This window comes from Naasia sp. SYSU D00948, assembly GCF_017916515.1.
In the GTDB taxonomy this organism is placed as follows: Bacteria; Actinomycetota; Actinomycetes; order Actinomycetales; family Microbacteriaceae; genus Naasia.
The window spans coordinates 1,017,463-1,037,522 of sequence record NZ_JAFMTA010000001.1; the positions used below are offsets into that span (position 1 = coordinate 1,017,463).

Consider the following 20,060-nt stretch of genomic DNA (forward strand, 5'->3'; position numbering starts at 1 on the left):
TCAGTCCCCCAGTCCGAACAGTGAAAGATAGGCCTCGGCGAGCGGAGCGCCCGCGAGGATCCCGAGCCAGGCGCCCGCGAGCATCCACGGGCCGAACGGCACGGCCGTCCGTCGCCCGGCCCGGCGCAGGGCGAGCAGCGCGACGCCGAATCCTCCGCCGAGCAGGAAGCCGCTGACGGCGCCCACGGCGAGCTCCGCCCAACCGAGCCAGCCGAGGTACAGGCCGAGGACGCCGGCGAGCTTGACGTCCCCTCCGCCCATGCCGCCCGGCACGCCGAGCGCGAGGGCGAGGTAGACCGCTCCGACGAGCAGCATCCCGGCGCCGGCACGGGCGAGTCCGCCGAGGTCGCCGCCGAGGACCGCCGCGGGCACGAAGAGCGCGGCGCCGACGACGTAGGCGGGCAGCACGAGCGCGTTCGGCAGGCGCCGGACATCGAGGTCGATGAGAGCGAGCGCGACCGTTATCGCGGCGAGGTAGAGGAAGGCCAGCAGCGTGAGCAGGCCCGGCAGCGCGCCGGGGCCGGCCGGCAGCGCCGGGACGAAGCGGACCGCGACGACCGCGAAGGCGGCCGCGGTGCCGAGCTCGACGAGCGGGTACCGGATCGGGATCGGCATGCGACAGGAGCGGCAGCGTCCGCGCAGCAGCAGCCACGACAGCACGGGCACGTTGTCGTGAGGGCGGATGCGCATCGCGCAGCCGGGGCACGCGCTCGGCGGGGACACGACCGACAGCCCCCGCGGCACCCGGTAGATGACGACGTTGAGGAAGGACCCGAGCAGCGAGCCGAACGCTCCGAGCAGAACCGCGGCCATCAGCCCTCCTCGGTGACGTCGAGCCGCGACAGCAGCTGGGCCGAGTAGGTGGGCGTCGGCGAGGAGGTCGAGGTGACCGCACCGGGCACGTTGACCGCCGCCTTCGTGATGGAGCTGTTGTTCGGGTACGTCACGAAGCCGCCGTAGATCTGCCCCTCGAAGCCGATGAGCTGGTTGCTGATCGACACCGTGCAGGGCGAGTAGAGGAACCAGTGCGCGCCCGTGATCTCGGTCCTGTTGTTGATCGCGATGTTCGCACCGGGGCTCGTGCAGCTCGGCGCGTACTGCGTCGGGCTGGTGCCGGCGACGGGGCTCCAGGAGATGCCGGGCCCGTCGGAGGGCACGATCCACATGAGGTCACGGACCGTGCTCGTCGAGGACGCGACCTTGAACGCGTTCGACGCCTCGAAGCCGCTGGTGCTGAGGATCGCGAGATCGCCCTTGAGCGTCAGGGTCTCGTTGTTCCAGGTGAGGGGCGTCGAGCACCCCGTGACGAGGAGCAGCTGCTTGCCGCTCCAGGCGCCGGCGAGGAACGCCTTGGCGTCCGCGCACGAGTTCGGCCCGTCGAAGGTGTGGATGCCCCACCCGGTCCACTTGGCGAGCCCGGTGGGGCTCATCTCGATCCGCGGGAGCTCCTCGCGGACGGGCTTGGTGACGACCGGCAGCACGGGAGCGACCGACGGGTAGCCGAGGGTCGCGGGCAGCGCCGCCGCCGGGTTCGGGGCGGGGATGGCCGGCTGCGAGCCGCACGCGGCGAAGCCGCTTCCCGCGGTCTTCTGGCACGAGCCCGCCACGTTGCCGATCCGCTCCGGCGCGATGCCGATGGTGCCCCACGCGCGCACGGAGCCGCCGACCGTGGTGTCCCGCAGGCCGCTGCCGGACACGCCGCCGTTCCGGACCACGACGTCGTGCCCCACCACCTGCGTGCTGTTCGCGGTGGACGCTGTGAAGCCGGCCTCCGCGTAGGCGCTGCCGCCGACGCTCGCGCCGTTCTTCGATGTGATGCTGCCGCCGAGCGCGACCACCGAGCCGCACACGCCCCACTCGCGGGCGGTGCCGGGGCAGGGAGCCGAGCCCGGGGCGTTGTCGAGCACGACGCTGCCGTTCGTGACGATCGAGCCGTCGAGGTGCGAGGAGTTCGCGAGGGTCATCGTGCCGCGGCCGGCCGCGTAGATGCTGCCGGAGAGGTTGACGGACGAGCTGAACGAGGCGTTGCCGCCGATCCAGATCGTGCCGAGGCCCTGGCACGTGTTCTCGAAGGCGAGGTCGCCCTGAGCGGTGATGTCGCCCTGGATCTCGAGCTGCGTCCGGCAGTAGATCGTGCCGTTGCTGTAGAGGTCAGCATCGGTCTCGCCGGTCTCCGACTCCTCGATCGTGACGTTGTTGTTCAGCGTGAACGAGCCCTCGCTGAAGACCGCCTTGTCGAGCGGCGCGGGACCGCCGCTCGAGCCGAGGGTGAGCTCGGCCACGACGGTCCGCTCGTCCCCGTCGGCGCTGCCGACCCCCGAGTCCGCGGCCGCGCCGGTCGACGAGATCCGAGCGGCGACGGGTGTGCCGGCGACCACGGTCCCGCAGGGCATCTCGTTGCCGGCGGCGTTGATGTAGGTCACCGTCGCGCTGAACGCGGGCGACGGCGAGGTGAGGCTGCAGACGTAGTTGCCGGCGAGGAGGTTCGCGTAGACGGCGTCGACGCCCGCGTCGGCTGCGGCGAGCGACTGCACGTTGGCCCGGCTGGAGGTGCTGTACGCGGCGCCCGTCGCGGCGGAGGTGAGCACCGCGGCGGAGACGACGCCGATCACGAGCAGGAGTCCGACGACGGCGGCCATGGCGCTGCCCTCGTCGCCGCGGAGCCGCCTCAGCACGTCGCACCCCCGGTCGAGTTCTGGGGCCGGGACGCGGCAGTGGTGCTGATCCGCGCCGCGCTGCCCTCGTCCTCGGCGACGAGGAGCTCGACGCGGAGCTGATTGGAGGACGCGGTGAAGGGCGCGCTCGTCCCGGCGGGGAGACGCACGTCGTCGGCGAGCAGGGTCCACCCGGCAGGGTCCGCGGCCGCCGGCGCCGCGACCGGACCGGCGGTGCTGCTGTCGGTGTAGAGCGCCGAGTCGCCCGCGGACCAGAACCAGGCGACGCAGCGCCAGGTCGCGGTCCCCGTGGCGTCGACCGCCGCGACCCGGGCGCGGACCAGCTGGCCGGCCGCGGTCGCACTCTCGGCGGTGAACCAGGACGAATTGCGGATGCCCTGGACGATCGAGCGCGTGACGACCTGCGCCTGTGCGGATGCCGAGGTGGTGGAGGAGACGTCGCGCTGCGCACCGATGCCCGCGATGAACACGCCGCTCACACCGGCGAGCACGAGTGCGAGGAGCGCCACGGTGACGATGAGCTCGATCAGGGTCAGTCCGCGGTCGTCCGCGGCAGCGCCGCTCATGCCGCGCTCACGAAGATGAGGGTCGTGGCGCTCGCGAGCACCGATCCGCCGCCGCTCACCGACACGGTCAGCCGCGCCGTGCCGGGATACGCCGGCGGGCAGGTGACAGTGCGGCTCGAGGTGAGGGCGATCCCGCGACCGGTCGAGGCGGCCAGCGCCGGAGCGGCCGCATAGGCGGTGATCCCGCTGCAGGTCGCCGTCTGTCCGCGGGCCTCGGCGAGCTGGCGCTCGACGAGCTCGGCCGCGGTGGCGCGGTCGGCGCTGCCGGCGGCGAGGGGGGGGCTGCCGGCGATGAGCGGGGCGAAGGACAGGGCGAGGAGCGCGAGCACGAACATCGCGATGACGATCTCGATCAGCCCGATGCCGGCGTCGCCCTCGGCGACCTCCGACCGGATGGTCTCGCTCATCTCCCTGCACCTCCCCCGGTGGTTCGTAGAGATCCGGTGAGGGTGGGACCGGCCCCCCGGCCGGTCCCACCCTCGTGTCGATTACGGAGCGGTCGTCGCGCTGGTGGCGGGGCCGGCGGCGCAGGTGCCCTTCTGGGCGCCCTCCTCGTAGGAGACGAAGTAGTCCGTGGTGCCCGAGCTCTCGCTCTCGCCGTCGATGCAGAACTGCTCACCGCCGGTCGTGATGGTGAGGTCGCCGGAGGAGGCGCCGGCGTCGAAGCCGTAGTCGGCCAGCGTGTCGAGGTCGGTCGTGTCCCCGTCGGGGTTGGCGACGAGGTAGCTGACGTAGGCGATCTTCGCGTTGGCGAGGTCGGACTGGATCGCCGAGTCCTTCGCCTGGTCCTGCTGCGCGAGGAAGACCGGGATGGCGATGGCGGCGAGGATGCCGATGATGAGAACGACGACGAGGAGCTCGATCAGGGTGAAGCCCTTCTCGTCCTTCTCCAGCTCGTCGCGCTTGGCGACGAGCGCCGTGCGGATGTTGGTGATCATGTTCACTGTCCTGTTCGTTTCCTGATGCGGATGACAGGAGGCCCCCCAATTGGTCCCCCACGACGATGGTGGCGGCTCTTCTACCGGCGCACATCCCCGCGTCAGGGGTACAAACGGGTAGCGACATGCCCCCATTTCTAGGGGGATCAGGCGCGTGTCGGTCCTCGCAATGGGGGACAAACCGCCCTAGTGGACGAGTGTGAAGATGCTGAAGATCGGCAGGTAGAGGGCGACGATCATGCCGCCGATGACGACGCCGATCACGGCGATCATGAGCGGCTCGATGAGCGAGGTGAGCTGCTCCGTGGTCGTCTGGACCTCGTCGTCGTAGAAGTCGGCGATCTTGCTCAGCATCGTCTCCAGCGCGCCGCTGTCCTCGCCGACGGCGATCATCTGCGTCACCATCGCCGGGAACACCGGCTCCTCGGAGAGGGGGACGGCGAGCGAGCGGCCCGAGCGGACGGACTCCTGCACCTTGCGCAGGGCCCGCTCGATGACGAAGTTGCCGGAGGTCTCGCCCACGACGGAGAGCGCCTGCAGGATGGGCACGCCGGCGCCCATCATCGTGGACAGGTTGCGGCTGAAGCGCGCGATCGCGACCTTCTTGAACAGCTGTCCGAACACCGGGAGCCGGAGCTTCAGAGGATCGACCCTCGATCGCACCCGCTCGGTGTGCTTGTTCCGGCCCCACCACCAGGCGAGGGCGACGCTCCCGACGACGAGGACGGGGGCCACCCAGCGCATGGCCTCCGAGAGCCACACGAGCACCTGGGTCGGCAGCGGGAGCTGCCCGCCGAGGCCCTCGAACATCGTCTTGAAGACGGGGACGATGAACAGGAGCATGCCGATGACGGCGAGGACCGCCATGGCGAGCACCACGACCGGGTAGGTGAGCGCGGACTTGATGGTCGAGCGCAGCTTCACCTCGGACTCGTAGTTCCGCGCGACGGACTCGAGCGAGTCCTCGAGGAACCCGCCGGTCTCGCCCGCCCGCACGAGGTTGATCATGAGCGGCGGGAACACCTCGGGGTGCATGCCGAACGCCGAGGACAGCGACGCCCCCAGCTCGACCTCGTTGCGGACGGTGGCGAGCGTCTTCGCGAGGGCCTCGTTCTCGGTCTGGTCGGCGAGGATCGTGAGCGTCCGCAGCAGCGACAGGCCGGCGCCGACCATCGTCGCCATCTGGCGGCTCATGACCGCGAGGTCCTTGAGCCCGGCCCGCTTGCCGAATCCCGGCAGGGTGATCTCCCGCTGCAGCCCGGTCCCGGCCGGCGCCTCGTCGATCGCGATGGGCGACAGGCCCATGCTCTTGAGGCGGGACGCCACGGCGGACTCGCTCGCCGCGTCCAGCTTGCCCTTGTGCACCCGGCCGGTCGCGTCGCGCCCGCGATAGGCGTACGCCTTCACGGTCGCGCTCACCGCGCGGCCCGCCGCCCGGTGCCCGGCTCGAACGAGAGGTCGCCGAGGTCGAAGCCGTGCCCGGAGACGGGCTCCGCCCGGTGGATCAGCATCTTCAGGCTCTCGAGATCCTGCGCCTTCTCGAGCGCGGCGGCATGGGTGATCGTGCCGGAGTCGACGAGCTCGGCGAGGTTCTGGTCCATCGTGTGCATGCCGAGCTCGCGGCCGGCCTGCATCGCGGAGGGGATCTGGTAGGTCTTCGCCTCGCGGATGAGGTTGCCGATGGCCGCGGTCGCGAAGAGGACCTCGGTCGCGACGACGCGGCCCTTGCCGCTCGCCCGCTTGACGAGGGTCTGGCAGACGATGCCCTGGAGGGTGGCCGCGAGCTGCGCTCGGACCTGCCCCTGCTGATGGGGCGGGAAGACGTCGATCACGCGGTCCACGGTCTGGGCCGCGCTCTGCGTGTGCAGGGTCGCGAAGACCAGGTGACCGGTCTCCGCCGCGGTCAGCGCGACCGAGATCGTCTCGAGGTCCCGGAGCTCGCCGATGAGGATGACGTCGGGGTCCTGGCGCAGCACGTGCTTGAGGGCGTTCGCGAAGCTGTGGGTGTCGCTGCCGACCTCGCGCTGGTTCACGATCGCCTGCTTGTTGGCGTGCAGGAACTCGATCGGGTCCTCGACCGTGACGATGTGGTCCGCGCGCGTCCGGTTGACGAGGTCGATCAGCGCGGCGAGGGTCGTCGACTTGCCCGATCCGGTCGGGCCGGTGACGAGGACCAGGCCCCGGGGCAGGCCCGCGAACCGTCCGACCACCTCCGGGACCCCCAGGTCCTTCAGCTGGCGGATCTCGGTGGGGATGATGCGGAAGGCGCCGCCGAGCGAGTCGCGCTGCTGATAGAAGTTGACGCGGAAGCGGGAGTCGGCGGACAGGGAGTAGGCGAAGTCCAGCTCGAGCTCGTGCTCGAACTTCTCGCGCTGCGCCGGCGAGAGGATGCTCGTGAGCGCCGCGGCGACCTTCTCGCGGGTCCAGACCGGGGCCCCCGGCACGGGGCGCAGCGATCCGTCGACGCGGATCATCGGCGTCGCGCCCGCCGTGACGTGCAGGTCGGACGCGCCCGCGTCGACGACGGCCTGCAGCGCGGCGATCAGCTCCGGATCGTGCCCGGAGCGCTCGGGACGCGTGCGCACCGCGCCGCCTGCGGTCTCGTGCACGCGCGCGGCGCTCCGCTCGCGCAGCCCTGCCGTGCCGAGCTCGTGCACGCGCACCGGCTCACGGCCCACGTCGGGCACCCCGGTGCCCGCCAGGTCCCAGACCGGCCGTGCGTATCCCTCAGTCATGCGTCTCCCCCCGGTTCCGCGACGTTCGTCAGGCCACTACTCGGAGGATCTCCTCGACCGAGGTGAGCCCCATCCGGACCTTCGCCCAGCCGTCCTCGCGCAGCGTGCTCATGCCCTGCTCGATGGCGGTCCGCCCGATCGTGAGGCTCGACGCGCGCTCGACGGCGAGGCGCTCGATCTCCTCCGACACCGGCATGACCTCGTGGATCGCGATCCGGCCGCGATACCCCGTGCCCGAGCAGCTCGGGCACCCGACCGGCCGGTAGAGGTGCGGGATCGCCTGCCCCTGGAAGAGGCCGAAGCGCAGCGGGACCAGCTTGCTGACGTCGTGGTCGTACGGCTCCTTGCACCGCTCGCAGAGCCGGCGGGCGAGCCGCTGGGCGACGACGCAGTCGAGCGCGGAGCCGACGAGGAAGGGCTCGATGCCCATCTCGGTGAGGCGCGTGACGGCGCTCGGCGCGTCGTTGGTGTGCAGCGTGGAGAGCACGAGGTGCCCCGTGAGCGACGCCTCGATCGCGATCTGCGCCGTCTCGTGGTCGCGGATCTCGCCGAGCAGCACGACGTCCGGGTCCGAGCGCAGGATCGAGCGCAGCGCCCCGGCGAAGGTCAGCCCCGCCTTGGGGTTCACCTGCACCTGGTTGATGCCGGGCATCAGGTACTCGACCGGGTCCTCGACCGTGATCACGTTGATCTCCGGCTTCGCCACGGCCTTGAGCGTCGTGTAGAGCGTCGTCGACTTCCCGGAGCCGGTCGGCCCGGTGACGAGGATCATGCCGTAGGGCTTGCTGTAGGCCTTCTGGTAGTTCTCCAGGTTGCGGCCCAGGATGTGCAGGTCCTCGATCTTGAGCGCGGTGTTCGAGTCGTCGAGGATGCGCATGACGACCTTCTCGCCCCACACTGTCGGCAGGGTCGCGACGCGGAGGTCGATCTGCCGGCCCGCGTGGGCGACGGAGATGCGGCCGTCCTGCGGGCGCCGGCGCTCGGCGATGTCGATGTCGGCCATGATCTTGAGTCGCGAGATGATGCCGCTCTGGATCGCCTTGGGCGCGCTCTGCATCCGGTGCAGGACGCCGTCGATGCGGTAGCGGACCTGGACCTCGTGCTCGCCGGGCTCGATGTGGATGTCGGACGCCTGGTCCTGGATGGCCTGGCTGATGAGCAGGTTGACGAAGCGCACGATCGGCGCCTCGTCGTCGGCGTCGACGACGGGCGCGGGTGCGAGCTCGGGAGCGCTCTGCTCCTCCAGGGCGTTGGTGAGGTCGGTGAGCTCGCCGTCCGCTCGCAGGTGACGGTCGATGGCGGAGAGGAGGTCCTGCCGCACGGCGACGCGGACCTCGATGAGCCGGCCGGTGACGGCGCGGAGGTCGTCGAGGGCGATCAGGTTGCCGGGATCGACCATGGCGACGGTCAGGCGATCGCCGCTGAGCGCGATGGGCAGCAGCTCGTGGCGGCGGCACATGTTCGCGGGCACGAGCGCGATCGCCGCGCTGTCGATCGGATAGTCGAGGAGGTCGACGGTGGGCAGGTTGGCGCGCAGCGCACGGGCCGTCGCGACCTGCGCCTCGGAGACCGCGCCGCGCGCGACGAGCGCCTCGACCGCGGCCTCCTCGTCCAGGCCGGACGCGCTCTCGAGCGCCTCCGGCGGCACGAGACCCCGGATCACGAGGATCTCGGTCAGTGTCGCCACACGTCCTCCTGACATGCGGAAGAGGAAGGGTGGGGCGCCCCCCAGCGCCACACCTTCCGGAGTCCCCCCGACTCCGCTGTCAACGTTAGGGCTCGGCGTGTCGCCCGGAAATCCCGCAATCGGGTGTCGGTCTTTTGGGGGACACGAGTCCTCCTCGTTCGGATCCGACGGGTCGTCCGGGTCCGTGGCGTTGTCCTCGACGGGGTCCGGAGCTGAGGTGTCGTCCTCGTCCGGGTCTGGGTCGGTGGGGTCGTCCTCGTCCGGGTCTGGGTCGGTGGGGTCGTCCTCGTCCTGCTCCGGATTCGTGGCCTCGTTCGCGCCTGGGTCGATGACGTCGCGGGCGTGTTCGTCAGCCTCGTCGACCGCCTCGTCGACGGGAGCGTCGACGGGCCACAGAGCGCGAGGCCGTCTGCGCTTCTCGGCGGCGTCGGTGTCCTCGGGATCCTCGGGCAGCGCCGCCGCGCCGGTCATGCTCCGCAGACCTCCGTGACGAGCTCCTCGGCCATCCGCCGGACCTTCGGCTCGATGTACGCGTCGACCGCGCGGAGCACGAGCGAGCGCTGCGAGGCGAGCCGGTTCACGGCGGAGTTGAAGAGCATGTAGTACATGCGGACGAGCTCGATCCGCGCCTCGGCCGCCTTCTGCGGCGACACCCCGCCGCGGAGGAGGGCGTCCAGAGGGCTGTCCGCCTCGCTGTCGTCGAGGAGCTCGTCGACCTCGCGGCCATCGCTCGAGGTGATGCGGACGATGCCGCGGTCGAGCCACACCTTCCACTCGCCGTCCCGCTCGAGCTCCGGGAACCGGGCCGCCGAGTTGCGGAGGAAGTGCTCGATGAGCAGGGACTCGATGGACGTCACGAGGGCGTGCAGCGGGCCGTGCGGCAGCTCGGTCAGTCCGAGCTCGTCGGCGTAGCGCGGGCACACGGTGCAGACGTCGCTGCGCCGGCGCAGCGTGCCGGGCTCCCAGCGCGGGAGCCACGCGAGCCACTGGGCGACGGAGCGGTCGAGCTCGCGCTCGAAGCGGTAGGGACGCAGCATCTCAGCCCCCGATCCGGAGGGAGCGGGAGGAGGCGGGGGAAGTCGAGTACGCGTCCTGGGTGATGGCGCGGCCGACCACGAGCGGGTTGGTGGTCACGGTGGGTCCGTTGGGTGAGACGGTCGCCGCGATGGGTGGTCGCGCCGAGCCCGTGGGGTGTCGGGCTGATCACAAAGTAGCGGCGCGCAACCCGCCCTCACCAGGCCGCAAACGGGGGACACGACATGTCCCCCGCCGGCCCCTACCCTCTCGCTCGACAGGCAGAATCGCGGCCAGCAGGAAGAAACGGGTTCATCTTGCCTGCCGACGGCGATTCCGCCTGTTGAGCGAGAGAAGACGGACCCCCGGGGAACGACGAAGGGCCCCGCGCATGCGCACGGGGCCCTTCGTGGTCCTTCAGGGGATCAGCTGTAGCTGCCGCCGAAGTCGTCCGAGCTGAAGCTGTCGAAGTCCACGAACGACAGGTCCGACTCGGAGAACACCGACTCGTCCCCGAAGATGCGGTTCGGGTAGCGCTCCGCCTTCGCCTCCTCGGTCGGCTCGACCCGGATGTCGCGGTACTTGGGCAGGCCCGTACCGGCCGGGATGAGCTTTCCGATGATGACGTTCTCCTTGAGGCCGAGCAGCGGGTCGGACTTGCCCTCCATGGCGGCCTGGGTGAGCACCCGGGTCGTCTCCTGGAAGGACGCGGCCGACAGCCACGACTCGGTCGCGAGCGAGGCCTTGGTGATGCCCATGACCTCCTGGCGGGCGGACGCCGGACGCTTGCCCTCGGCCACCGCGGCGCGGTTGACCTCCTGGTAGCGCGAGCGGTCCACGAGCTCACCGGGGAGCAGGTCGGTGTCGCCGTGCTCGACGACGGTGACCTTGCGCAGCATCTGCCGCACGATGACCTCGATGTGCTTGTCGTGGATCGGCACACCCTGCGACCGGTAGACGCCCTGCACGCCGTCGACCAGGTGCTGCTGCACGGCACGCACGCCCTTGACGCGCAGCACCTCCTTCGGGTCGACCGACCCGACGTGCAGCTGGGTGCCCAGCTCGACGTGCTGCCCGTCCTCGACGAGGAGGGTGGCACGCTTCAGGACCGGGTACACGTGCGCCTCGTCGCCGTTGTCCGGCGTGAGGATGATCCGGCGCTGCCGGTCGGTGTCCTCGATCGTGATGCGTCCCGCGGCCTCCGCGATCGGCGACGAGCTCTTCGGGGTGCGGGCCTCGAACAGCTCCTGCACGCGGGGCAGACCCTGCGTGATGTCGTCGGCCGACGCCACACCACCGGTGTGGAAGGTGCGCATCGTCAGCTGGGTGCCGGGCTCGCCGATGGACTGGGCGGCGATGATGCCGACGGCCTCGCCGATGTCCACCAGGTTGCCGGTCGCCAGGGAGCGGCCGTAGCAGCGGGCGCAGACACCGACCGCCGACTCGCAGGTGAGGACCGAGCGCACCTTGATGTGCTCGATGCCCGCCTCGAACAGCTTGCCGATGAGCACGTCGCCCACGTCGTCGCCCGCGGCGGCGAGCACCTCGCCGGCCTCGTTCACCACGTCGGTGGCGAGCGTGCGGCCGTACACCGAGTTCTCGACGTTGGCGTCGAGGACGCCGTTCGCCGCGATCGGCAGGTCGAGGCCCTTGTTCGTGCCGCAGTCGTCCTCACGGATGATGACGTCCTGGGACACGTCCACGAGACGACGGGTCAGGTAGCCGGAGTCCGCGGTGCGGAGCGCCGTGTCGGCCAGGCCCTTGCGGGCGCCGTGGGTCGAGATGAAGTACTCGGCCACGGTGAGGCCCTCGCGGTACGAGTGCACGATCGGACGGGGGATGATCTCACCGCGCGGGTTCGACACGAGACCGCGCATACCGGCGATCTGGCGGACCTGCATCCAGTTGCCACGAGCGCCCGAGCTCACCATGCGGAAGATGTTGTTGTCCGAGGCGAAGTTCTTCTGCATCGCGTCGGCCACCTCGGCGGTGGCCTTGTTCCAGATCTCGATGAGCTCCTGGCGACGCTCGGCATCCGTGGTGAGACCGCGGTCGTACTGGCTCTGGACCTTCTTGGCCTGCGCCTCGTAGCCCGCCACGATGTCCGCCTTGGTCGGCGGGGTGACGATGTCGGACAGGGCGACGGTCACACCGGACCGCGTGGCCCAGTAGAAGCCGGCGTCCTTGATCCGGTCCAGCGTCGCCGCGACCTCGGTCTTCGGGTACCGCTCCGCGAGGTCGTTGACCAGCTTGGAGAGGCGGCCCTTGTCCGCGACGTCGTCCACGAAGGGGTAGTCCTCCGGCAGCGCCTCGTTGAAGAGGGCGCGACCGAGGGTGGTCTCGAGGAGGAACGGCTTGCCGGCCTCGAAGCCCTCGGGCTCCTCGCCCTCGGCGAAGTGCAGGCCGTCGAGACGGATCTTCACCTTGGCGTTAAGGTGCAGCGTGCCCTGGTCCTTCGCGAGGATCGCCTCGGCGACGGACGAGAACGCGCGGCCCTCACCGGCGACACCCTCCTTGACGGTCGTCAGGTGGTGCAGGCCGATGATCATGTCCTGGCTGGGCAGGGTCACCGGGCGGCCGTCCGACGGCTTGAGGATGTTGTTGCTCGCGAGCATGAGGATGCGGGCCTCGGCCTGCGCCTCGACCGACAGCGGCAGGTGGACGGCCATCTGGTCGCCGTCGAAGTCCGCGTTGAAGGCGGCGCAGACGAGCGGGTGCAGCTGGATCGCCTTGCCCTCGACGAGCTGCGGCTCGAACGCCTGGATGCCGAGGCGGTGCAGCGTGGGCGCGCGGTTCAGGAGGACGGGGCGCTCGCGGATGATCTCCTCGAGCACGTCCCACACCTGGGGGCGCGACCGCTCCACCATGCGCTTGGCGGCCTTGATGTTCTGCGCGTGGCTCAGGTCGATGAGGCGCTTGATCACGAACGGCTTGAACAGCTCCAGCGCCATCTGCTTGGGCAGACCGCACTGGTGCAGCTTCAGCTGCGGGCCGACCACGATGACCGAACGGCCGGAGTAGTCGACGCGCTTGCCGAGCAGGTTCTGGCGGAACCGGCCCTGCTTGCCCTTGAGCATGTCGCTCAGGGACTTGAGGGCGCGGTTGCCGGTGCCGGTGACGGGGCGGCCGCGGCGGCCGTTGTCGAACAGGGCGTCGACGGCCTCCTGCAGCATCCGCTTCTCGTTGTTCACGATGATCTCAGGGGCGCCGAGGTCGAGAAGACGGCGGAGGCGGTTGTTGCGGTTGATGACCCGGCGGTACAGGTCGTTCAGGTCGGAGGTCGCGAAGCGGCCGCCGTCGAGCTGGACCATCGGGCGCAGCTCCGGCGGGATCACCGGGACGACGTCGAGGACCATGGCGGCCGGCGAGTTGCCGGTCTGCAGGAACGAGTTGACGACCCGGAGGCGCTTGATGGCGCGGATCTTCTTCTGGCCCTTGCCCTCGGCGATCTCGAGGCGGAGGCTCTCGCTCTCGGCCTGGAGGTCGAACGCCTCGAGGCGCTTCTTGATCGCCTCGGCGCCCATGTAGGCGTCGAAGTAGATGCCGAAGCGGTCCTGGAGCTCGTGGAAGACGGAGTCCTCGGGCTTGAGGTCGCCGACCTTGAGGCTCTTGAACTCGTCCCAGACGCGCTCGAGGTGGGTGATCTGGTCGTCGAACGACTTCCGGATCTGGCCCATCTCCTTCTCGGCGCCGTCCTTCGTCCGGCGCTTCTGGTCGCTCTTGGCGCCCTCCTCCTCGAGCGCGGCGAGGTCGACCTCGAGGCGCTTGAGGCGCTCGTTGATCCGCGCGTCGCGCTGGTCGGAGAGCGTCTTGATCTCGAGGCGGAGCTCGTTCTCGAGGTCCGGCATATCGGCGTGACGACCCTCGTCGTCGACGTCGATGATCATGTACGCCGCGAAGTAGATGACCTTCTCGAGGTCCTTCGGCGCCATGTCGAGGAGGTAGCCGAGGCGGCTCGGCACGCCCTTGAAGTACCAGATGTGGGTGACCGGGGCGGCGAGCTCGATGTGGCCCATGCGCTCACGGCGCACCGACGACTTCGTGACCTCGACACCGCACCGCTCGCAGACGATGCCCTTGAAGCGGACGCGCTTGTACTTGCCGCACGCGCACTCCCAGTCCCGGCTGGGACCGAAGATCTGCTCGCCGAACAGACCGTCCTTCTCGGGCTTCAGCGTGCGGTAGTTGATCGTCTCGGGCTTCTTGACCTCACCGTGCGACCAGCGGCGGATGTCGTCGGCCGTGGCGAGGCCGATGCGCAGCTCATCGAAAGTGGTTACGTCGAGCAATTTCTCTTCTTTCCTGCGTTACGTATCAGAACTCGTAGATGACTGCGGATCAGATGTCGTCGATGGAGGACGACTCGAAGCGCGAGGAGATGTTGATGCCGAGCTCCTCGGCGGCACGGAAGACCTCGTCGTCCGTGTCGCGGAGGCTGACCGCCGTGCCGTCGGCCGAGAGGACCTCAACGTTCAGGCAGAGGGACTGCATCTCCTTGATGAGGACCTTGAAGCTCTCCGGGATGCCGGGCTCCTGGATGTTCTCGCCCTTGACGATCGCCTCGTACACCTTGACGCGGCCGAGGATGTCGTCCGACTTGATCGTGAGGAGCTCCTGGAGCGCGTACGCGGCGCCGTAGGCCTCGAGAGCCCACACCTCCATCTCACCGAAGCGCTGGCCGCCGAACTGCGCCTTACCACCGAGCGGCTGCTGGGTGATCATCGAGTACGGGCCGGTGCTGCGGGCGTGGATCTTGTCGTCCACCAGGTGGTGCAGCTTCAGGATGTACATGTAGCCGACCGAGACCGGGTCCGGGAACGGCTCGCCCGAGCGGCCGTCGAAGAGACGGGCCTTGCCGGAGCTGCCGATCATCCGCTCGCCATCGCGGTTCGGGGTCGTCGAGTCGAGCAGACCCGCGATCTCCTCCTCGAAGGCGCCGTCGAACACCGGGGTCGCGACCTTCGTGCCGGGGGCGACGGTGCGGGTGCCCTCGGGCAGGCGCTGAGCCCACTCCGGGTCGCCCTCGACGCTCCAGCCCTGCTTGGCGGCCCACCCGAGGTGGGTCTCCAGCACCTGGCCGAAGTTCATGCGGCCGGGAATGCCGAGCGGGTTGAGGATCACGTCGACCGGGGTGCCGTCCTCGAGGAACGGCATGTCCTCGACGGGCAGGATCTTCGCGATGACGCCCTTGTTGCCGTGACGGCCGGCGAGCTTGTCGCCCTCGGTGATCTTGCGCTTCTGGGCGATGTAGACCACGACGCGCTGGTTGACGCCCGAGCCGAGCTCGTCGTCGTTCTCCGCGGAGAACTCCTTGACCGCGATGACGGTCCCCTCCTCGCCGTGCGGCACCTTGAGGGACGTGTCGCGGACCTCGCGGCTCTTCTCGTTGAAGATCGCGCGGAGGAGGCGCTCCTCGGCGGACAGCTCGGTCTCGCCCTTCGGGGTGACCTTGCCGACCAGGATGTCGCCGGGACGGACCTCGGCGCCGATGCGGATGATGCCGCGCTCGTCGAGGTCGGCGAGCAGCTCGGGGCTCACGTTGGGGAGGTCACGCGTGATCTCCTCCTTGCCGAGCTTGGTGTCGCGGGCGTCGACCTCGTACTCCTCGATGTGGATCGAGGAGAGGACGTCGTCCTTCACCAGGTTCTGGCTGAGGATGATGGCGTCCTCGAAGTTGTGGCCCTCCCACGGCATGAACGCGACGAGGAGGTTCTTGCCGAGCGCGAGCTCGCCGTTCTCGGTCGCGGGGCCGTCGGCCAGCACCTGGCCCGCCTCGACCCGCTCGCCCGCGTCGACGACCACGCGGTGGTTGTACGAGGTGCCCTGGTTGGAGCGGTCGAACTTGCGCAGGTAGTAGTTCTGCGTGCCGCCCTCGTCGAGCTGGACGGTCACGACGTCGGCCGACACCTCGGAGACCACACCGGCCTTGTCCGCCGTGATGACATCGCCGGCGTCGATCGCGGCGTAGCCCTCCATGCCGGTGCCGACGAGCGGCGACTCGGAGCGGAGCAGCGGAACGGCCTGGCGCTGCATGTTCGCACCCATGAGGGCGCGGTTCGCGTCGTCGTGCTCGAGGAACGGGATGAGCGAGGTCGCGACCGACACCATCTGGCGCGGCGAGACGTCCATGTAGTCCACGCGCTGCGCGTCGACGAGCTCGACCTCACCGCCCTTGGGTCGGACGAGGACCTGCTCCTCGGCGAAGGCGCCGTCCGCGAGCAGCGGGGCGTTCGCCTGCGCGACGAGGTAGTCGTCCTCCTCGCTCGCGGTCAGGTAGTCGATCTGGTCGGTGACGACGCCGTTCACGACCTTGCGGTACGGCGTCTCGATGAACCCGAACGAGTTGATCCGCGCGAACGAGGCGAGCGAGCCGATGAGGCCGATGTTCGGGCCTTCCGGCGTCTCGATCGGGCACATGCGGCCGTAGTGGCTCGGGTGCACGTCGCGGACCTCGACGCCGGCGCGCTCACGGGACAGACCGCCGGGGCCCAGCGCCGACAGGCGGCGCTTGTGGGTCAGGCCCGCGAGCGGGTTGTTCTGGTCCATGAACTGCGACAGCTGGCTGGTGCCGAAGAACTCCTTGATCGCGGCCACCACGGGGCGCACGTTGATCAGGGTCTGCGGCGTGATCGCCTCGATGTCCTGCGTGGTCATGCGCTCGCGGACCACGCGCTCCATCCGGGACAGGCCCGTGCGGACCTGGTTCTGGATGAGCTCGCCGACGGCGCGGATGCGGCGGTTGCCGAAGTGGTCGATGTCGTCCACGTCGAGGCGCAGCTCGACCGGCTGGCCGTCGCGCACGCCGGGCAGGGTGGTGCGGTTGTCGTGCAGCGCGACGAGGTAGCGGATGGTCGCGATGATGTCCTCGAGGGTGAGGACGGAGTCCGACAGCGGCGCGTCGAGGCCGAGCTTCCGGTTGATCTTGTACCGGCCGACCTTCGCGAGGTCGTAGCGCTTGGCGTTGAAGTAGAAGTTGTCGAGGAGCGCGCGGGCGGCCTCGGCGGCCACCTGCTCGCCCGGGCGCAGCTTCCGGTAGATGTCCTTGAGCGCCTCCTCCTTGGTGAGGATGTTGTCCTTCTCGAGGGTCGCCTCGATGGACGCGAAGCCCTGGAACTGCTGCAGGATCTCCTCGCTCGTCAGGCCCAGGGCCTTGAGGAAGACGGTGACCGACTGCTTGCGCTTGCGGTCGATGCGGACGCCGACCTGGTCGCGCTTGTCGATCTCGAACTCGAGCCAGGCGCCGCGGCTCGGGATGATGCGGGCGGAGTAGATGTCCTTGTCGGAGGTCTTCTCCTGCTGGCGCTCGAAGTAGACGCCGGGCGAACGGACGAGCTGCGACACGACGACGCGCTCGGTGCCGTTGATGATGAAGGTGCCCTTCTCGGTCATGAGCGGGAAGTCGCCCATGAAGACCGTCTGGGTCTTGATCTCACCGGTCTGGTGGTTCATGAACTCGGCCTCGACGTACAGCGGAGCCGCGTACGTCTTGCCGCGCTCCTTGCACTCCTCGAGCGAATACTTCTTCTCCTCCAGGAACGGGTTCGTGAAGGACAGCTGCATCGTCTCCGCGAGGTCCTCGATCGGCGAGATCTCCTCGAAGATCTCCTCGAGTCCGCTGCGGGTGGGCAGGTCGGTGCGTCCCTCGGCCTGGGCCTGGGCGACGCGCTCCTTCCACGCGTCCGAGCCGACGAGCCAGTCGAAGCTCTCGGTCTGCAGCGCGAGCAGGTCCGGGACGGTGAGCGTGTCCTGGATCTTGGCGAACGACGGGCGCCGAGCGGCCCGGCCGTTCTTGGGAGTGGTGGACGATGCGTTGTTCGCAGCAGCCAAGGAAATAACCTCCGGAGCCCCGGTAGGGGGCCGTGTCACTGTAGGTGTGCCGAGTTGGGGATGTAACGATGAGGAGCGGTCCCCGGCGGGATCACTCGAGAGCGGAATGCGAGCGCGCGCGACGAGACGCCGGGAGGAATTGCACGGGGCATGAACCGTCCGGTGAGAGGTCGAGGGCTCTGGGTGCGCGACCGCCGACCGCAATATGAAGGCGTGATTCGTCCACGAAGGATGAAGGGGAGCGCAAGGGACTACTATAGGCCGCGCCGACCGGCATGTAAAGCCGAATCTTGACCTCCCCCCGCGTCACCGGGTATAACCGCGCGGGCGCCGCCGTTCTTCCCGTCCTCCGCGCCGCGTTTCCCCTGCCGAGATGCCACGTGATGCTGTCATCGGCGCGGTTTGGGAGCACCAGGTGGCATCTCGGCGGGACCCACGTGGGGGCGTCCACACGGACCCCGGCCGAGCGCGTGACAGGATGCGAAGGGTGACCGAGGAGCCCTCCAGGACCCTGTCGAACGGCATGCGCGCGGTGCTCGAGCAGGACCGCTGGCGGCCCGGCTTCGTGAACCTCGTCGTGGATGGGACGCCGCAGTCGCAGGTGAACCCGGCGGATCCCCGCCAGCTCGGCTTCGAGTACGTCCAGCGCATCGGGCACGTCATCGATCTGCTGCGCGAGCCGGGCGCCCCGCTCACGGCCGTGCACCTCGGCGCCGGGGCGCTCACCCTGCCCCGCTACATCGCGGCGACCCGTCCCGGCTCCCGTCAGCAGGTCCTCGAGCTCGAGCCGGCGCTCGTCGAGCTCGTGCGGGAGCACATCCCCCTGCCGCCCGACTCCGGGATCCGCGTCCGCTACGGCGACGCGCGCGAGGGGCTCACCCGGCTGCCGCGGGCGCTCACGGGCTCCGTCGACCTCGTGGTCGTGGACATCTTCAGCGGCTCCCGGATCCCGGCGCACGTGACGACGGTCGAGTTCTACCGCGAGGTGGCGGCCCTCCTCGCGCCCGACGGCGTGGTCGCGGTCAACCTCGCCGACGGTCCGGGCCTGTCCTTCGCCCGCGGCCAGGCGGCCACCCTCGGGGCCGCAGTGAAGGAAGTCGCGGCTCTGGCCGAGACGCAGATCCTCAAGGGCCGCCGCTTCGGCAACGTCGTCCTGATCGGCTCGGACTCGTCCCTGCCGCTGCAGTGGCTGCCGCGCCTGCTCGCGGCGGGACCGCACCCCTCGAAGGCGGTCGCGGAGCGCGAGCTGCGGGACTTCGTCGCCGGCGCTCCAGTGGTCACCGACGCGACCGCGCGCCCCTCTCCCCCACCCGGCCGGACCTTCCTCGCCGTCGACCGCGACTGAAGGCCGGCGGGTGCCGCGCCCCGCTGTGCCGACCGAGACCGGATCGGAACCGGATCTCCGTGAATCGCTCAGGGACGGATGCCACCGTTCCCTCATGCAGGCAGGACGACGGGCGCTCGCCACGGCGCTCGTCGTGCTCGCGCTGACCGCCTGCGCGGAGTCGCCCCGCGAGCCGGCCGGCACCCCCGTCCCGCTGCCCTCGACGACATCGCCCTCGTCCGCCTCCCCCACCCCGACGGGTCCGGCCGGCGCAGTGCAGCCCGCGGGCGAGCCGTCGGACCTCGCGACCGGCCTGCAGGCGCCGTGGTCGGTAGTGCCGGTGGACGGGGCGATCTTGATCAGCCAGCGCGACGCCGGGACGATCGTCGAGGTCCAGCCGGGCGGAGCGCTCCGCGAGGTGGGCCGCGTCGACGGGGTGGTCGCCGGCGGGGAGGGCGGCCTGCTCGGGCTCGCCCTCCTCCAGGAGGACGGCGAGCGGTGGCTGTACGCGTACCACACGGCCGAGGACGACAACCGGATCGTCCGCATGCCGCTCACGGGCACTCCCGGCTCGTTCGCGCTCGGGCCGCCGACGCTGATCCTCAGCGGCGTGCTGAAGGCGGCGAATCACAACGGCGGCCGCATCGCCTTCGGCCCGGACGGGATGCTCTACGCGACCAGCGGCGACGCCGGACGTCGGGAGACCGGGCAGGACCCGGCGTCCCTCAACGGGAAGATCCTGCGCATGACGCCCGAGGGCCGTGTGCCGGAGGGCAACCCGTTCGGGGACTCGCTCGTGTGGTCGATGGGTCACCGCAATCCGCAGGGGATCGCGTGGACGGGGGACGGCACGATGTTCGCCGCGGAGTTCGGGCAGAACACGTGGGACGAGCTGAACCGGGTCGAGCCGGGCGGCAACTACGGCTGGCCGGTCGTCGAGGGCGCCCAGGGGGACGAGCGGTTCCTCGACCCGGTGCACCAGTGGGCGACCGACGATGCGAGCCCGAGCGGACTGGCCGCGGCGGGCGACACGCTCTTCGTCGCCGCGCTGCGCGGCCGCACGCTGTGGATGGTGCAGGGCGCGCCGGCCGGCGCCCCCGTGGCGACCGACTTCTTCACCGACCAGTACGGGCGCATCCGGGACGTCGTGCCGGCGCCGGACGGATCGCTCTGGTTCATCACCAGCAACACGGACGGCCGCGGCTCGCCCCGGGAGGGCGACGACCGCCTCGTGCGCATCGCCCTCGCCCCCGCGTAGGGCGCGCCACTCCCGGCCGCCGGGTGTCGGTGGCGG

13 protein-coding genes are annotated in these 20,060 nt (G+C 70.2%); 2 read left to right on the top strand and 11 right to left on the bottom strand.

From position 1 onward, the window contains the following. The 11 genes from J3P30_RS04830 to rpoB all read right to left on the bottom strand — a co-directional run bounded on the left by J3P30_RS04830 (position 1) and on the right by rpoB (position 17,442). A complete protein-coding gene (locus J3P30_RS04830) occupies positions 1-813 on the bottom strand; it encodes an A24 family peptidase (RefSeq protein ID WP_210479829.1) in 813 nt (270 codons plus the stop codon). After that, the gene (locus tag J3P30_RS04835) at positions 813-2,675 is read right to left on the bottom strand and encodes a hypothetical protein (RefSeq protein ID WP_210479830.1); all 1,863 of its coding nucleotides are present in this window, start codon (positions 2,673-2,675) and stop codon (positions 813-815) included. The genes J3P30_RS04830 and J3P30_RS04835 overlap by 1 nt, the downstream gene beginning before the upstream one ends. Next, the gene (locus J3P30_RS04840) at positions 2,669-3,241 is read right to left on the bottom strand and encodes a PilW family protein (protein WP_210479831.1); all 573 of its coding nucleotides are present in this window, start codon (positions 3,239-3,241) and stop codon (positions 2,669-2,671) included. The genes J3P30_RS04835 and J3P30_RS04840 overlap by 7 nt, the downstream gene beginning before the upstream one ends. Then, complete coding sequence (locus J3P30_RS04845) at positions 3,238-3,648, bottom strand: hypothetical protein (protein WP_210479832.1); 411 nt, start codon at positions 3,646-3,648, stop codon at positions 3,238-3,240. The genes J3P30_RS04840 and J3P30_RS04845 overlap by 4 nt, the downstream gene beginning before the upstream one ends. An 81-nt stretch (positions 3,649-3,729) precedes the next feature. Next, positions 3,730-4,179, bottom strand: coding sequence for a type II secretion system protein (locus J3P30_RS15380; RefSeq protein WP_210479833.1), 450 nt, complete (start codon positions 4,177-4,179; stop codon positions 3,730-3,732). A gap of 186 nt (positions 4,180-4,365) precedes the next feature. Beyond that, complete coding sequence (locus tag J3P30_RS04855) at positions 4,366-5,598, bottom strand: type II secretion system F family protein (RefSeq protein ID WP_210479834.1); 1,233 nt, start codon at positions 5,596-5,598, stop codon at positions 4,366-4,368. Further along, positions 5,595-6,914, bottom strand: a complete 1,320-nt coding sequence (locus tag J3P30_RS04860; protein ID WP_282593725.1) for a type IV pilus twitching motility protein PilT — start codon at positions 6,912-6,914, stop codon at positions 5,595-5,597. The genes J3P30_RS04855 and J3P30_RS04860 overlap by 4 nt, the downstream gene beginning before the upstream one ends. A gap of 28 nt (positions 6,915-6,942) precedes the next feature. Beyond that, positions 6,943-8,601 carry a GspE/PulE family protein gene (locus J3P30_RS04865; RefSeq protein WP_210481870.1) on the bottom strand — a complete coding sequence of 553 codons (1,659 nt, stop codon included), beginning with the start codon at positions 8,599-8,601 and terminating at the stop codon, positions 6,943-6,945. A 467-nt stretch (positions 8,602-9,068) separates the two neighbouring features. Then, positions 9,069-9,638 (bottom strand): hypothetical protein, encoded by a 570-nt coding sequence (locus tag J3P30_RS04870; protein WP_210479835.1) that lies wholly within the window; start codon positions 9,636-9,638, stop codon positions 9,069-9,071. A 402-nt stretch (positions 9,639-10,040) separates the two neighbouring features. Beyond that, on the bottom strand, positions 10,041-13,904 hold the full coding sequence (locus J3P30_RS04875; protein WP_210479836.1) for a DNA-directed RNA polymerase subunit beta': 3,864 nt from the start codon (positions 13,902-13,904) through the stop codon (positions 10,041-10,043). Between the two features lie 49 nt (positions 13,905-13,953). Next, complete coding sequence (gene rpoB / locus J3P30_RS04880) at positions 13,954-17,442, bottom strand: DNA-directed RNA polymerase subunit beta (protein WP_210479837.1); 3,489 nt, start codon at positions 17,440-17,442, stop codon at positions 13,954-13,956. Positions 17,443-17,920: 478 nt separating this feature from the next. On the opposite strand from rpoB, the gene J3P30_RS04885 reads away from it, so the two are divergent. Next, entirely contained in the window at positions 17,921-18,787 is an 867-nt protein-coding gene (locus J3P30_RS04885; RefSeq protein WP_210479838.1) for a spermidine synthase, read from the top strand. Between the two features lie 94 nt (positions 18,788-18,881). Further along, positions 18,882-20,024, top strand: a complete 1,143-nt coding sequence (locus J3P30_RS04890; protein WP_210479839.1) for a sorbosone dehydrogenase family protein — start codon at positions 18,882-18,884, stop codon at positions 20,022-20,024. The last annotated feature ends 36 nt before the right edge of the window (positions 20,025-20,060 follow it).